The sequence below is a fragment of the Novosphingobium sp. BL-S-20 genome (assembly GCF_055521635.1).
The window spans coordinates 1,588,831-1,604,270 of record NZ_CM145493.1 but is presented as its reverse complement, the minus strand read 5'-3'; the positions used below and the strand labels follow the sequence as shown (position 1 = coordinate 1,604,270).

Annotated in this window: 10 protein-coding genes; 5 read left to right on the top strand and 5 right to left on the bottom strand. The window is 67.1% G+C overall.

From position 1 onward, the window contains the following. Window position 1: 1 nt before the first annotated feature. Window positions 2–955, top strand: a complete 954-nt coding sequence (locus ACZ1II_RS06540; protein ID WP_465143609.1) for an ornithine cyclodeaminase family protein — start codon at window positions 2–4, stop codon at window positions 953–955. Continuing rightward, window positions 952–3,030, top strand: coding sequence for an amidohydrolase family protein (locus tag ACZ1II_RS06535; RefSeq protein WP_465143608.1), 2,079 nt, complete (start codon window positions 952–954; stop codon window positions 3,028–3,030). The genes ACZ1II_RS06540 and ACZ1II_RS06535 overlap by 4 nt, the downstream gene beginning before the upstream one ends. A gap of 294 nt (window positions 3,031–3,324) precedes the next feature. Here ACZ1II_RS06535 and ACZ1II_RS06530 read toward each other — a convergent pair whose 3' ends face one another. From ACZ1II_RS06530 to ACZ1II_RS06510, 5 genes are all read right to left on the bottom strand, one after another. After that, window positions 3,325–4,623, bottom strand: coding sequence for an APC family permease (locus tag ACZ1II_RS06530; protein WP_465143607.1), 1,299 nt, complete (start codon window positions 4,621–4,623; stop codon window positions 3,325–3,327). Then, complete coding sequence (locus ACZ1II_RS06525; RefSeq protein WP_465143606.1) at window positions 4,620–6,101, bottom strand: S10 family peptidase; 1,482 nt, start codon at window positions 6,099–6,101, stop codon at window positions 4,620–4,622. The genes ACZ1II_RS06530 and ACZ1II_RS06525 overlap by 4 nt, the downstream gene beginning before the upstream one ends. A 2-nt stretch (window positions 6,102–6,103) precedes the next feature. Continuing rightward, on the bottom strand, window positions 6,104–7,282 hold the full coding sequence (locus tag ACZ1II_RS06520; RefSeq protein ID WP_465143605.1) for a pyridoxal phosphate-dependent aminotransferase: 1,179 nt from the start codon (window positions 7,280–7,282) through the stop codon (window positions 6,104–6,106). Window positions 7,283–7,373: 91 nt separating this feature from the next. Continuing rightward, on the bottom strand, window positions 7,374–10,421 hold the full coding sequence (locus tag ACZ1II_RS06515) for a TonB-dependent receptor domain-containing protein (protein ID WP_465143604.1): 3,048 nt from the start codon (window positions 10,419–10,421) through the stop codon (window positions 7,374–7,376). A gap of 161 nt (window positions 10,422–10,582) precedes the next feature. After that, entirely contained in the window at window positions 10,583–11,995 is a 1,413-nt protein-coding gene (locus ACZ1II_RS06510; protein WP_465143603.1) for a S10 family serine carboxypeptidase-like protein, read from the bottom strand. A gap of 178 nt (window positions 11,996–12,173) precedes the next feature. Here ACZ1II_RS06510 and ACZ1II_RS06505 point away from each other — a divergent pair, with 178 nt between their 5' ends. From ACZ1II_RS06505 to ACZ1II_RS06495, 3 genes are all read left to right on the top strand, one after another. Then, the gene (locus ACZ1II_RS06505) at window positions 12,174–13,406 is read left to right on the top strand and encodes an aminotransferase class V-fold PLP-dependent enzyme (RefSeq protein ID WP_465143602.1); all 1,233 of its coding nucleotides are present in this window, start codon (window positions 12,174–12,176) and stop codon (window positions 13,404–13,406) included. Window positions 13,407–13,442: 36 nt separating this feature from the next. Further along, window positions 13,443–14,939 carry a S10 family serine carboxypeptidase-like protein gene (locus tag ACZ1II_RS06500; protein WP_465143601.1) on the top strand — a complete coding sequence of 499 codons (1,497 nt, stop codon included), beginning with the start codon at window positions 13,443–13,445 and terminating at the stop codon, window positions 14,937–14,939. A 72-nt stretch (window positions 14,940–15,011) separates the two neighbouring features. After that, window positions 15,012–15,431, top strand: coding sequence for a hypothetical protein (locus tag ACZ1II_RS06495; protein WP_465143600.1), 420 nt, complete (start codon window positions 15,012–15,014; stop codon window positions 15,429–15,431). Window positions 15,432–15,440 lie beyond the last annotated feature (9 nt).

Sequence of the window (15,440 nt, the reverse complement as noted above, 5' to 3'; positions counted from 1 at the left end):
GATGAAGCGCGACGAGCTGACGATCTTCGACAGCGAGGACGTGCGGGAGCGACTGTCCTATCCTGACTGCATCCGTGTCGTGCGCGAGGCGATGATGGCGCTTTCCTCCGGGGAGACGCGGCAGCTTCTGCGCACGATGCTTTCGCTGGGCCCGGGTCGCACCTTCGCTCAGATGCCCGGAGCGCTCGGGGAGCGCGAGATGTTCGGCACGAAGACGATCAGCGTCTTTGCCGATCCGCGTTCTCCGGGCCTCCGGCGTCACCGCGGCCTCGTCGTGCTGTTCGAGCCGGAGGAAGGCCGCCCGGTCTGCGTGGTCGACGCCGAGGAGATCACCCATATCCGCACCGCCGCCGCGACTGCGGTGGCGACGGATGCGCTGGCGCGCGAGGACGCGCGAACCTTGCTGATCGTCGGCACCGGCGGGCAGGCGCATACGCATCTGAAGGCACTGCCGCTGGTGCGCGATTTCGACCGCGTGCTGATCTGGGGCCGCTCGCTGGAGAAGGCCGAGGCGCTGGCCGCGCAATATCCGCACCTGAATGCCGAGGCGGCGGCGGATCTGCGCGTGGCGACGGGTGAGGCCGATGTGATCTGCACCCTCACCACGGCATCGCAGCCGGTGCTGCTCGGCGAATGGGTAAAGCCCGGCACCCACGTCAATCTCGTCGGTTCCAGCGGGCCGGGGCCGGTGGAAGTGGACAGCGCGCTTGTCGCGGCCAGTCGCTACATCGCCGACAGCCGCGCCTCGGCGCTCGATGCCGCTGCGGAGTTCCTCGTCGCGAAGGAGCAGGGCCTGATCGACGATATCCACATCGTCGCCGAGATCGGTGAAGTGCTGCTCGGCCGGGTGCCGGGGCGCCGGTCCGCTGCGGAAATCACCGTTTACAAGTCGCTTGGCCATGCGGTGCAGGATCTTGCCGCCGCCGCCCATCTCTACCGGAGTTCGCTCGCTTGATCCTGCGTCATCCTATCCGCGCCGCGCTGTTCGCCTCGACCCTGCTCGCGGCCATGCCTGCCCACGCGGAGCATCTGCGCTACAGCGTCGTCTCCAACGGCGAGAAGGTCGGCTTCGTCGATGCCGATGTGCAGGGCACGCGCGTCACCATCGCTTACGACGTCAAGAACAACGGCCGCGGTCCGACCATGCGCGAGAGCATCGAGCTTGGCCGCGACGGCTTGCCGCTGCGCTGGGAACTCGACGGCAAGGCGAGTTTCGGCGGCGAAGTCCACGAACGCTTCCTGCGCGAGGGCGCGACCGTGCGCTGGACCGATTCCATGGGCGAGAAGCAGGCCTCGGCCAGCGGTTCGGCGCTCTATGTCGGCCAGAACGCCAGCCCCTGGGCGCTGGGCCTCTATGCCCGCGCGCTGCTGAAGGATGCGGACGGACGGATGGCCGCGTTCCCCGGCGGCGAACTCGCCATCGAGAAGCTCGGCCCGGCGACGATCGGCAAGGCCAAATATCAGGCCTATTCGATCAGCGGCATCGACCTCTCGCCCGAGATGTTCCTGCTCGACGCCCGGGGCGAACTCTTCGCCACGCTGGACAGCGGCGGAGCGACCGTGCGCGAGGGGCACGAGGGCGACGTGCCCGCGCTGAGCGAACTCGGCACCCGCCTCACCGCCGCGCGCTATGCCGCCTTGCAGAAGCGCTTCGCCCACACTCTCGATGCGCCGGTGCGCATCCGCAACGTGCGGGTGTTCGATCCGGTCGCCGGAAAGCTCGGCGATCCGGTCTCGGTGGTCTTCGCGCAGGGGCGCATCACCGGCATCCAGCCGCTCGATGAACCCGCCACGCCCGGAGAGGCAGAGATCGACGGCAAGGGCGGCACGCTGCTGGCGGGCCTGCACGACATGCATGCGCATATCGGGCTGGAATCGGCGATGCTCTACATCGCGGCGGGCGTGACCTCGGTGCGCGACATGGGCAACCACAACGATTTCCTGCCCGGTCTGATCGAGCGCATCGGCAAGGGCGAGGTGGCCGGGCCGCGCATCACCCCCAACGGCTTCCTCGAAGGCCGCAGTCCCTATTCGGCGCGCCACGGCATCGTGGTGGACAGCGAGGCGGCGGCGCTGGAGGCGGTGCGTTGGTACGCCGCGCGCGGCTATTGGCAGATCAAGATCTACAACAGCATGAACCCCGTCTGGGTGCCCGCCATCGCGAAAGAGGCGAAGCGGCTGGGCATGGGGCTGACGGGGCACATTCCCGCCTTCACCAATGCCGATGCGATGATCGCGGCGGGCTATGACGAGATCACCCACGTCAACCAGCTGATGCTGGGCTGGGTGCTCGATATCAAGGAAGACACCCGCACGCCGCTGCGCCTGACGGCCATGCGGCGCACGGCGGGGCTGGACCTCGATACGCCGCGCGTGAAGGCGACGCTGGACACGATGGCGGAAAGGCACATCGCGCTCGATCCCACGGCGGTGACACTCGAACTGCTGATGCTGAGCCGCGACGGCAAGCCTTCACCGGCGGTGGCGAGCTATATCGACCATCTGCCGATCGGCCTCCAGCGCCGCCGCCGCCAGGCCATCGCGCCGCTGAGCGAGCCGGGCGACGATGCCGCCTATCTGGGGGCGTTCGATGCGGTGAAGCGCGTGGTCAAGCGGCTGCACGATCGCGGCGTCACGCTGCTGCCGGGCACCGATGACGGCACTGGCCTGTCGGTCCACCGCGAACTGGAAATATACGGCGAGGCGGGCATTCCCGCCGCCGACGTCCTGCGCATCGGCACGATCGGGCCGGAGCGCTACATGGGCAACGATCAGGAACTCGGATCGATCGCGCGGGGCAAGCGCGCGGATTTCCTGCTGCTGCCGGGCAATCCTCTGAACGACCTCACCGAACTGCACCGGATCGCCATGGTGGTGAAGGAAGGGACGATCTACTTCCCTTCCGAGATATATCCGGCGTTCGGGGTCACGCCCTTTGCCGAAGCGCCGGAGATCGCCCTCCCGGCCCGGCCGTCCGCACCCGCCACGAGCGGCGGCGGCAGCCACGACGCGGCCGACGAATTTCTGTGAGGTGTCCCGCCGCCCTGTCCGCCTGAGCGGGGAGGGCGGTTCGCGTGTCGGTGCGGGTTCTCAGAGGCCCGCACCGGCATTGGCGGTTTTCCTACAGGGATGCAGTTGCGGTACAGTCCCCGCATGACGCGATGCGGCTCTCACAAGGTTACACATTTCCAGCGCAAGGTGACACGCGCGCTATCCAATGTGTCACCTTGGCGCTGCAAGGTGACACCTCGAGGGCGCAAGGTGACGCATTTCACCCCCAAGGTGACACTTTTTCCCTCTGGACCGTGTAAACCGTGTCAACCTTCAGGCGCTGGTGCGGCCATGCAGCCAGCGAAACGCCGCGCCCGCCATGATCCAGCCGCCGAGCAGGGCGTAAGGGCGCCAGTCGGCCTCCAGTCCCACCAGCGCGAGAGCCAGCGCGCAGGCGGCACCGGCATAGGCGAAGGCGCGCATCGTCGGGCGGGCGAACTTGAAGGCGGCGGCTTCGTAGAGATCGTCGTGCCGCTTCACCACCCGCGCAGCGGAGAGGCAGATGCTGGCGTATTTGAGCAGGTTGGGGATGTTGACGGCGAGGAACAGGAAGGTCAGCTCCATCGGCAGCAGCAGACCCGCGCAGCCGATGGCGAAGACGGCCAGCAGTGCGATATGCGGCGTCTGCCAGCGCGGATGGACCCGGCCCAGCGCCGCGGGCAGCATGCCCGCCGTGCCCATCGCATAGAGGCTGCGGCTGAACATCGCGAACATGGCATTCAGCGACTTGCCGATCGACAGCACTGCCGCCAGCACGATCAGCGGCGTCGCCACCGGCCCCATGAAGGCCTTGGCCGCATCGAGGATCGGCGCCTCGCTGGCCCCGAGCGCGGGCGCGCCCAGCACGCCGAGCGCAACGAAGCCGACCGCGAGATAGAGCAGGGTCGCCGAGCCGATCGACAGGGCGATGCCGAGCGGGATGGCGCGGCGGCTGTCGGCCACTTCCGCGCCTGCTTCGGTCGCCGCCTCGATGCCGAAGAACAGGCCCATCAGCAGCGGCATCGCCGCGACCATGCCGTGGACTCCGTTCGGGAACAGCGGCTGGAGGCGCGACAGGTCGACTGCCGTGCTTCCGCCCCAGGCGATGAACACCGCGAACAGTACCAGCATCGCGGAGAGCAGCCATTTCTGGACCGTCGCGGCAATGTGGACGCCGAACAGGTTGGCCAGCAGTGCCAGCACCAGCACCGCGAACATCGTCGGCTTGACCGGCAGCGGCAGGATCATCGAACCATAACGGACAAGGACGAGCGCCAGCACCACCATCGCCCCCATGTTGGCGATGATCCGCGCCCAGGCGATGAAGAAGCCGAGCGCAGGATGCAGGAACCGCGCGGGCCAGGCGAAGGAGGCGCCCGACACCGGCAGGGCGGAGCCGAGGAAGGCATAACTCACCGCGATCAGGTACATCGGCAGCGCCGCGACCAGAACCGAGAGCAGCATCGCCGGTCCCGCGATGGCGGTGGCGGGTGCGATGGCCGAGAAGATCGAGACGCCTACCGCCGTGCCGAGGCCCAGCGCGACGACGCCCCAGAGATCGATGCCCTTGGCCAGCTTCTGCTCGTCACTCACGGGCGGGCGCCCGCGATCACGAAGGCGCGGATGTCGGCGACGAACTTGCGCCAGCTTGCATCGTCGGAGTAGGCGACGTGACCGGCGGGATAGCGATGGTTCACATAGCGGTCCTCGGTCAGACCGGATTGCGCGAAGAGGTAGTCCGCCGCGCCGACCGTGGTGGTCAGGTCGTAAAGGCCGGTGCCGACGAACAGGCGCAGTTTCGGATCGGCGGCCATCGCCGCTTCGAGGCGGGCCATGAACGGCCAGTCGTTGAACGGGCTGTCGCCCGCGCCGTAGGACCATTCGCCGGGGAAGCGGGCGATCACCTTGTAGCGCTCGGGGTTCTGGACGCCGATGCTCGCAAGCTGGCCGATCACCGCCTTGCCGTAGAGGTCGGAGACGGCGGAAAAGGCGTCGGGGCCGACCATCTCGCCCGCATTTTCGGGGAGCGGCGCGGTGTATCGCGCGTCGTAGCGGCCCAGCACCTTGCCCTCGGCGCGCAGCAGTTCGACGCGGAAGCGTTCCTTGGAAATGCGCAGGTCATGCGCGAGGTAGAAGGCGGCCGGGATGCCGGTGAGGTCCGCCAGCTTCGTGGCGACATCACGCCGGGCGGCATCGTCCAGCGCGCGGCCCTTGTAGAGGGCGTCGAGATAGGCCGGGCTGAAGGCAGCGGCCTCGGCGGCGCTGGTGGCGGGATCGCAGGGCGCCGGGCGCTTGTGGTGATAGCAGGCGAGCGCGGCCAGCGTGGGCAGCGAGACCGGGTAGGTCACGACGTTGTCCGGCCGCTGCGAGGTCTCGATCATGTTGAGCGCCTGCCCGAACAACAGCACGCCGCGCACCTTGAGGGCGGCGTCCTGCGCCCGCAGCGCATCGACCATCGCGGCGGCGCGGATCGTGCCGTAACTCTCGCCGAGGATGAACAGCGGCGAGGCGGTGCGGTGGTTCTCGGCCAGCCAGGCGCGGGTGAGTTGCGCCACCGCATCGGCATCGCCCTTCACCGACTGGTAGAAGGCGGTATCGGCGTCCTTGCCGATCTCGGAAAAGCCGGTGCCGGGCGGGTCGAGGAACACCAGATCGGCTACGTCCAGCAGCGAGGCGGGATTGGCGGCGACCTCGGCCTCGGTCGGCAAGGGCGCGGCGGGGTCCTGCGGCACATGCGCGCGCATCGGGCCGAGCGCGCCCATCTGGAGATAGGCCGAAGCCGCGCCGGGGCCGCCGTTGAACACGAACAGCACAGGGCGATCCGCCGCCGCGCCCTTGCGGACATAGCCGACATAGCCCGCGCTGGCGTCGCTGCGGCCAGGGCCGCTCGATACCGGGAAAGTGCCCGCCTCCGCCGTATAGGCGAGGCGTCTGCCGCCGACCTTGAAGCTCTGCTCGGCGCGGCCTTCGATCCGGGCCGCGACGGTCGGCGCTTCCTGCGCGCTGACCGCAGCGGTGATCGGCATAGTGGCCAGCATTGCCGCCAGCGACAGGCTCCCCCAGATGCGCATGTTCAGTTCGTCCCCCTGGCTGCGAGCAGGTCGCGATAGCGGACCAGCCCGTCGGTCAATGCCTGCAATCCATAGTCCACATCCGCCGGAGCGCGGGCGAAGCCGATGCGGATGTGTCCCGAGGCGCCGAAGTACTCCCCCGGCGCGACCACCACGCCGCAGCGGTCGGCCAGCCATTCGGAGAAGGCGATCGTGTCGTCAATCCCGGTCAGGCGCGGGAAGGCGATGCAGCCGAAGCGCGGCAACTCGCCCGAGACCAGCCCTTCGGCGCGCCAGTGGGCATGGTAGCTCTCGATGATGGGGCGGGCCTTGCGCATGATCTCGTCGCGGTAGCCGTCGAACGGCTCGGGCCGCTCCAGCACCAGCGCGGCGGCGGCGTGGGCGAGGTTGGAGACGCCGAACTCGGTTTCTTCCGCCAGCGCGCGGATGCGCCGCATCGGGGCCTCGTCGGCGACGATCCAGCCGCAGCGCAGGGTGCTGAGGCCGTAGGACTTGGTCAGGCTGTCGATCCCGATGATCGCGGGCGAGAGTGAGACTGCGGAGGGGGGGCGCTCGGCGGCATCGACATAGGCGGCGTAGACTTCGTCGACGACGACATGGATGCCGTGCGCCTCGGCGATACGGGCCACGGCGAGCAGGGTGTCCGGCGCGACCGCCATTCCCGAGGGGTTGTGCAGGTTCGACAGCACGATCAGCCGCGTCTTCGCGGTGATGCGCGCGGCGATCTCGTCCGGGTCGATCGTGAACCCGTCACCCCGGCGGGTGAACTGGCCCACTTCGAGGCCGTTGGTCTGCGCGATGGTATGAAACAGGTCGAAGCCGGGCGTCTCGACGAGCACGGATTCGCCGGGACCCACCAGTGCACGATAGATCAGCGAAAGCGCCCCGGTCGCCCCGGTGGCACAGAGCACTCTGTCCTGCCCCACCCCGTAGCGCCGGGCGAGTTGCTCGACGACATAGGGGTTGCCGTTGAACGCGCTGGTATAGCGTGAGGTGACAGGCTCGGAAAATCCTTCGAGCATGATCTGCCGCAGCAGGTCGACGGGTTCGGGCACGGAACTGTCGAACAGGCTGACGAGCAGGTTCCGCTCGGACCGGACCGACCGGATCACCTTGCGGACCCATTGCGAATAGGAACCGATCCCGGAATTTCCGAGCGTCGGGGCAGAAGAAGAGGGCATCGGCGGGTTCATCGGGGAGGTCGTTCGTTTTTCCGTTCGATGCGGGAAAGATGGTCCGCCGCCCGGCGCGGGTGCCGGGCGGCGGATCGCGTCACTTCAGCTTGATGCGGGCGCCGAGGAAGAAGCGGCGGCCGAGAATGTCGCCATAGGCGATCTGCGGATAGGAGGGGGCCTTGTCGGTCAGGTTGTCGATACCGGCCCGGAAGGTCATGCCGCCCGCCTCGACCTGGGCCGAGATGGAGTGGACGATGTTCGACTTGAGGACCGGGTTCGGCGTCGTCTCGATCGTCGCGTCATAGGCGGCGCGGGTGCGGCCGAGGTAGTCGAGCTGATAGCTCAGGCGCAGCGGCCCCTTGTCCCAGGTGGCGTTGAAGCGGCCGACCCATTCGGGGCTGCGATAGGTGTCGTCGGTGCGGATGAAAGTGGTGCCCGTCACCGAGGTGGTGAGCAGGGTATTGTGCGTGGCATTGGCGGTAAGGCGCAGATTGCCGAGATCGCCGCCGAGCACATCTCCGGGGGCAAAGGCGTAGTCGACGGTATAGGTCTCGCCGCGATACTTCATCACACCCGCGTTGAAGGTGGTTGTGGTGCCGGTGACGATCGTGCCGCCGATAGTGGTGGCGTCGGGACCGGCCAGGCGCGTGAAGGCGCTGCATACCGCGTCGGCAGGGTTGGGATCGTCGAAGCAGGCTGCCGCGAAGTCCTCGGTGGTGAAGGCCGAAAGCCCGTTCTTGAGGTCGATCTCGATCCGGTCCACGCTGATCGAGAGGCCCGGCACGAAGCGCGGCTGGAGCACGATGCCGTAAGTCAGCGTGTCCGAAATCTCGTTGCGCAGGTTCGGGTTGCCGCCGCTGGTAATCGTGGTGCGGTTGAAGTTTTCGGCCGGGCTCTGGAACCGGGCCAGGCGTTCGGCGGCGCTGAGGCCCGATCCGGTGCCGTCCGGATCGACGCCATAACCGGGATTGGCGGTGAACAGCGCGAGGCAGTTGGCGCGGCGCGCGGCGGGGTTGGCGCCGGCGTTGATGCGGTCGGCGTCGCAGGGATCGTAGCCGGCGGCTTCGATCGTGGTGCTGGTTGGGGCAAGCAGCTGGGTCAGCGTCGGCGCGCGGAAGTTGCGGCTGCGCGATCCGCGCAGGGTCACGCCGTCGGTCACTTCCCAGCGCAGCCCGGCGTCCCAGACGTTCTCGGTGCCCGCGAACGAGTTGTCGACGTAGCGGAACGCGCCCTTGAATTCGAGCAGCTTGACCAGCGGCAGGGTGAAGTCGCGGCCGATCAGCGGCACGATCAGCTCGGCGGAAAGCTCGTCGGTATTGTAACCGCCGGACTGGGCGACCTGCTGCGACCCGTCACCGAACACGCCGTCGCGGTTGGCCTGTAGCGGGTTGAACGATGCCTGCTCGTCGCGGTGTTCGTAGGCGGCGCTGAACTGGACGTCGCCCATCGGCAGCGTAAGCAGCGTGCCGCCGAGCGTGGCGAGCAGGTCGATCTGCTCGTTGGTCCAGTCGAGACCCGCACGGGTGCTGACGTAGTTGCGGGCGGCATCGCTGACGGTCCCGGTCCCGAACGGATTGATCGGTGCGCAGTTCGGATCGTCGTTGGTCGTGCTGGCGTCCGCATTGATGGCGCAGACTGCCTGCCCGTTCGACAGGATCGAGTTGATCGCATTGTTGTAGCGGCTGTTGATGACCTGCCAACTGCGCTGTCTGCCCTCGACGCGGGCGTAGCTGCCTGAGACCGACCAGTAGAAGTTGCGGCTGCCGACGTCGAAATCGCCGTCGAGCGTCAGAGCGCCGCGCCAGGTATCGGTGGTATAGGTCTGCACCGGGTCGGGAACGAGGTCGTAGAAATACTTCGACAGGAACAGCGGTGCGCCGTTCGCGAAGCTCGGGCGGGCGGCGATCAGTGCGGCCTTGGCCTCGTCGGTCAGGAAGGCGTTGTTGATCGTGAACGAGATCGGCCCGGCGTAAGTGCCGCCGTTCAGCACGGTGCGGCTGTTGCCCTGCGGAATCTCGCGGCCCCTGGTATTGGCGTAGAGAAACTCTGCCGAGAGGGTGACGCGGTCGGTCAGGTCGTAATGGCCTATGGCGTTGGCGGTAAGGCGCTCGACGCCCGTGCGCAGGCCTGCCAGTTCCTGATAGGGGAAGCCTTCGCCGTTCGAGGCGAAGGGAATGCCCTGGATGGTGCCAGGGTTGTACGGGATGACGCTGCCGTCGCTGCCGAACTGGAGCGCGCTGCCAGCGCCGTTGCGCAGCAGGAAGCTGGGCGGCGGCGCCGGAGCGGTGAAGATCACGCCGTTGCCGTTGAAAGGCCAGAAGCCTGCGTTGAAGATTTCGCCGACGGAAGGAATGCCGTCGTTCGGGCCGGTGTCGGCGGGGTTGGTGACGGTCAGGCGGCCGAGGTTCGACAGCGGCCGGTCGGCGAAGCGCAGCGAGGGCGTCTTCGACCAGCCCACATCCACCGCGAAGTTGCCGCGGCCTTCGGCGAAGTTGAACCCGGCCGTGCCGCGCAGCGAATACGTGCCGTAGTCGCCGCGGCTGGAAATACCGGTCTGCCCGTCCAGCTCGATGCCGGTGAAGTCCTTCTTGAGGATGTAGTTCACCGTGCCCGCGATTGCGTCCGAACCGTAGACCGCCGCGCCGCCGCCTTGGTAGACTTCGACGCGTTCGAGCAGGCCGAGCGGCAGGATGTTGGAATCGACTTGCGCGTCGCCCACGCCGTCGGTGCCGCCGATGCCCGAACTGCTGGTGACCATGCGGCGGCCGTTCAGCAGCGACAGGGTACGCCCGGCGCCGAGGCCGAAGAGGTTGGGAGACTGGATGCCCGAGCCGCTGGCCGCGCCCGAACCGTCCGCCTGGTTGAGCGTGGGCACGTTGGAGGGCAGGTCGTTCAGGGCCTCGGCAACGCTGACGTAACCGCGGTCGAGAATCTGCTGCTGGCCGACTTCGAGAACGGGCGCGGCATCGGAATTGGCGGCGCGGCGGATGCGCGATCCGGTGACGATGATGGAATCGCCGCTCTCGGCTTCCGCGGAGGGGACAATATCCTGCGCGAGGACGGGCGAGCCGGTCACGGCGCCGACCATGCCGACGGAAAGCGCGGTGGTTGCCAGAAGCCTGCGTGTCTGCGTGCGAAGTGTCATGCCCGAAATTCCCCGTTTTGTCCCTGAAGGCCGCCGCATTGGCGCGGCGTTTCCCTGTCCGTCAGGATAGCGGTGCGGGCGGGAATAGTTTTGCGTTCGCGGCGGTCAGCGGTATGTTGGCAGGTGGATTTTCGTTGCATCGGCTGCCGATGGCGCAAGATTTATGCGCCCTGTTGGAGAAACGCGGAAAGCTCACGCGCGAAGCGCCGGGTTTCGCGATCATCCTCATACATCATGTGGCCGCCTTCGTAGCAGCGCAGCACGAAGCGCGCGGCGACGGTTTGCGGCAAGGCGGCGACAGTGGCCTCGTTGCCTGCGCAGCTGTTGAGGGAGTCGAACCGGCCCGCTGCCACCCAGGTCCGCAGCACAGGCGCCTTTTCCATCGCGCGCAGCGTCCAGGGCTGCGAGGGGCTGGGCGGGCCTTCCCCGGCCATGGCGCGGGCAAGCGATTCCGGGGTGATCGGCGACTGGTCGTACTTCCACCGGCTGCCGACATCCGGGGCAGGCGTGTCGATCCCGGCATAGCTGCCGTCCCGACAGCCCAGCGTCTGCCGGTAGTAACCAAGCACCAGGGCGTTGTCCGCCGTTTCGTCCGGATCGGGATCGGTGCGGCGCATGTCGAAAATGCCGAGGGTCTTCTTCTCGCTCGCCAGCAATGTGGTGCGGAACTGGCGCGGTGAAACCCAGAGGGTCTTGCCGTCGACGACAGCGGGATCGAGGCTCTGATAGCGGGCCAGCGCGGCGATGACCTCTGCGCGTCGCTGCGGCGAAAGCGCGTCCGGGGCGGCGAGGGCGGGCGCATAGACTTGCCTTGCCCATGTGCGCGCCTCGGCCAGCAGGCGTGCCCGGTCGGTGCCTGGCGCAAGGCGTCCGAGCGCATGGGCGGCGGCGATCCGGCTGTCGAGCGAGAGCGCCCGCATCAGGTTGCGATCAGGCATGTCGCCCAGGGGAATGCCGCCTGAGATCAGGGCGATGCCGGAGACCGTGGTGCCTCCATCCACCAGCGCCTCGGCGACGCCGGCTGCGCGCCATGTGCCGAAGCTCTCCCCGGCGAGGTAGAGCGGTGCGGCGATGCGGCCATAGGCCGTGCGCCAATCGGAAACGAACCCTGCGACCGAGGCGATGTCGGCGCGCGTGCCGTAGAAATCGGCGGCGTCGTCCGGCTTATCGGCACGGCTGAATGCGGTGCCGACGGGATCGACGAAGACGAGGTCGCTGACCGCGAGCGGGCTTGACGGATTGTCGGCAAGGCGCCCCTTGGCGATCGTGCGCGGGCCGAGGGCATGGAAGTGCAGCAGCCGCGAATCCGCGCCGGGGCCGCCGTTCCAGACGAACGTCAGCGGACGAGGCTTGCTGTCCCGGACGATATAGGCGGTGTAGAACATGTGCCCGCGCAGTTCGCCCTTGAGGTTCCGCACCGGCAGGGTTCCCGCGCAGGCCGTGTAGTCCACCCGCTTTCCGGCGATCACGGCATGGTGCCGCGTCTCGACCGCATCGCCCTGACACAGGGCAGCGGCATGGCCGGGTGTGGGCAGGGCCATCATCAGGGCAGGAATTGTAGCCAGTCGCAGCATCGTCGGGTCTCCGGATCTTGCGCGAACGATAGCTTTGGCCTTGAGGCATTTTTATGCGCAGTTCGGGTAGGATGGAGGGGGTGGCGTCCACTCTGGGGGCCTCTACAGCGCCGAACATCGGCGAAATCTATTCGCCGCTGCCGGGCTAGTGTGCATGACTATGAAGACAGGGGCGGGCATGGCAGGGATTGGAGTGACACGACGCGGCGTTCTGGCGGGAGCAGGCGCTATGCCGATCATGCCGATCGCCGCACGTTCGGCGGGCAAGCCGGCTCAGTTGCCCGACCGCGCCGCCTTTTCTCCCTCGGTGACGGGCTACCTCGACAGCGGAACGATGCACCCGATCCCGCTCGGCGCGCGCGCCGCCGTGCAGGGCTATCTCGACCAGCGCACCGGCATGGAGGGGCACTACCCCACCGACGAAGTCGAGAAGCGCGTGAAGGCCAATTTCGCCCGGCTTATCAATGCCGCACCGGAAGAACTCGCCTTCGTGCAGAGCACCACGGCGGGCGAGCAACTGGTGATCGAGGCGCTGGACTTTCCGCGCGCGGGCGGGCGCATCGTCACCGACACGCTGCACTTCTTCGGCTCGTTCTATCTCTACGAGGAACTGGCGAAGCAGGGTGTCGATGTCGCCTGGCTGCGCCCCGAGGGCGGGCGCATCTCTGTCGAGGCCTATGAGCGGGCGATCACGCCGGGCACGCGGCTGGTCGCGCTCTCGCTCGTATCGACCTACAACGGTTTCGAACACGACCTCAAGGCGATCTGCGAGATCGCCCATGCGCGCGGCGCGCTCGTCTATGCCGACATCATCCATGCCGCCGGGACGATCCCGATCGACGTGCGCGCCAGCGGCGTCGATTTCGCGGCGAGCGCCAGCTACAAGTGGCTGATGGGCGATTTCGGGCTGGGCTTCCTCTATGCCCGCGCCGATCTGCGCGAGAGACTGAAACGCACCCGTTTCGGATACTACCAGCTCTCCGGGTTCGCCCCCCATGTCTATCCCTTCGACCCGCCGGGAGCGACCATCGCGGACACCACGCCGCGCGATGACATGGAGGGGCTGTTCGCTGGCGGCACCCGCTCGCATACGGTCCTGGCGCAGCTCGACTGGTCGCTGGACTACATCCTCGGCCTCGGCATCGAGCGGATGGTGGCGCACCGCCTGCCGCTCCTTGGGCGCCTGCGCAAGGGGCTGGTGGACAAGGGCTATGCCGTCGTCACACGGGAAGGGTCGCGCACGCCGCTGCTCACTTGCGCGCTGGAAGGGGCTTACGCGAAGCTGTCCGATCCGCTCAAGGCGGCGAACTTGCGCATTACCCTGTCGCGCAACCGTTTCCGGGTCTGTCCCTCGGTGTTCACCGATGAACAGGACATCGACCGTCTCCTGGCCGCCTTGCCGCCCGCCTGACCCTTCATTCTCGATCTTACTTAGCAGGACATACCCATGCGCACTTTCTCCGCCATCGCTGCCATGCTTCTTGCGACCACCGCTGCCGCCGCTCAAGCGCAGGACGGCGATGCGCCGATGTCGCCTGCGTTCCTGCGGGCGATGGACCCGATGGTGCCGCGCGACAGTGCGAGCAGCCGGGTCGTCGTGACCCGACATTTGGCTAAAGTCGCCGGGCGCAAGCTGGCCTACAAGGCGATCGTCACCGAACTGCCTATGCCGGGAGCGGACGGCGCGCCGGTCGCGGTGGGGGTGAGCTACGCCTATGTCGCCGAGACCGGCGGCGATCCGGCTCGTCGCCCGATCCTCTTCGTGTTCAACGGTGGGCCGGGGGCCTCGTCCTCGCCGCTCCATATGCAGGCGCTGGGGCCGCGCCGGATCGTCGGCAAGGGCGATGCCGCGCATCTGGAAGACAATCCGCACAGCCTGCTCGACATCGCGGACCTTGTGTTCATCGATCCGGTCGGCACCGGCGCCAGCATGCCGGTGAAGGACCGCGACGCCAGTGGATATTGGGGTGTCGGCGGCGACGCGCGCGGCGTCTCGACGATGATCGAGGCGTGGGTCAAGGCCAATGGCCGCACCACTTCTCCGCGCGTGCTGGTGGGCGAGAGCTACGGAACCTCGCGGGCGCTGGCGATCCTGAACGAGGACATGAAGGCGAAGAAGCCGCTGCCCTCGGGCGTCGTGCTGCTTTCGCTGGCGATCGGCGATGCTGATGGCCCGGTCCTGTCCGAAGCGATGCACCTGCCGACTTTTGCCGCCGTCGCCTGGTATCACGATGCGATCGACCGGGGTGGGCGCACGGTGGAGCAGCACTATGCCGAGGCGCTGCACTTCGCCCAGACCGACTATGCCTCGGCGCTGATGCGCGGTCCCGCCTTGCCCGCAGCCGAGCGCAGGCAGGTCGCCGCGCGGATGTCCGCGCTGATCGGCATTCCCGCCGCGACGATAGAGGCGAAGAACCTGCGGCTGGGCAACTACGATTTCATGCTGACGCTGCTGGCAGACAAGGGGTTGCGTACCGGCCAGCTCGACGGCCGGGCGACGCGCGCCATCGCGGAATCGAAGCTGCGTCCGCCGTTCGACGATCCGTCGATGTCGCTGGGTTCGGGCACCAGTGCCGGGATCGAGCGCTATCTCGGGGAGGAACTCGGCTACAGGGTGGCCAGCCCTTATCGCAGTCTCAATCTCGGCATCAATTTCAAGTGGAACTGGGACAAGGACTATGGCGGGAGCTATCGTGCCATGTCGTTTGCCCCCTATCTCAAGGCGGCAATGGACGCGCAGCCGGGTCTGAAGGTCTTTGCAGGAGGCGGGCTCTATGACATCACCACGCCCGTCTATGCCGGACAGTTCGCGCTGGAGCAGGCTGGCGTGCCGGCGGATCGGATAACCTATGCCCGCTATGCTGCGGGTCACTCCGTGTTCGAGGACGAGGCCGGGCTGATCAGATTGAGTGCCGACCTGCATCGATATTTGAGGAATCTATGATTTATTGATTGCCATTGATTGGTAGTTTTAAAAACACCGTGCAAGTATTTGGTTGGGCAAGTCTGAGGTGAAGTGCGTGCGCCTATCCTGAAGAATACGGCGTTCTTCGGCATGCTTTTCGGTCAACGGCGTTTTACGCCTGTCAGACTACAGCGTCGCGGTATCGATTACGACCTGAAAGCTGGGTGGCAAATTGGCATCGATTTCCGACGCCTGCTTCCACTCCATTGCGATCGAACAAGGGGCGATGTGTCGCTGGATTGGAAGAAACGGGATGTCAACGATCCGCGCCTGATTGCCCGTGAACGCTGGGCTGCGGCAAGATTGTCGCGATGGCTGACGCCGGATATGGGAACAGCCGGGAACGAGGAATGGGCTGAAGGTCATCTATCCGCGATAGGGATAGGCCTCATGCAGGATCGTGGCGCTGGACGTTCCCGACGATGGCAACGCGCCATTTGCGGCATTGAGTTCGCTTCCGACCCGCGATAGGCGCGCGCC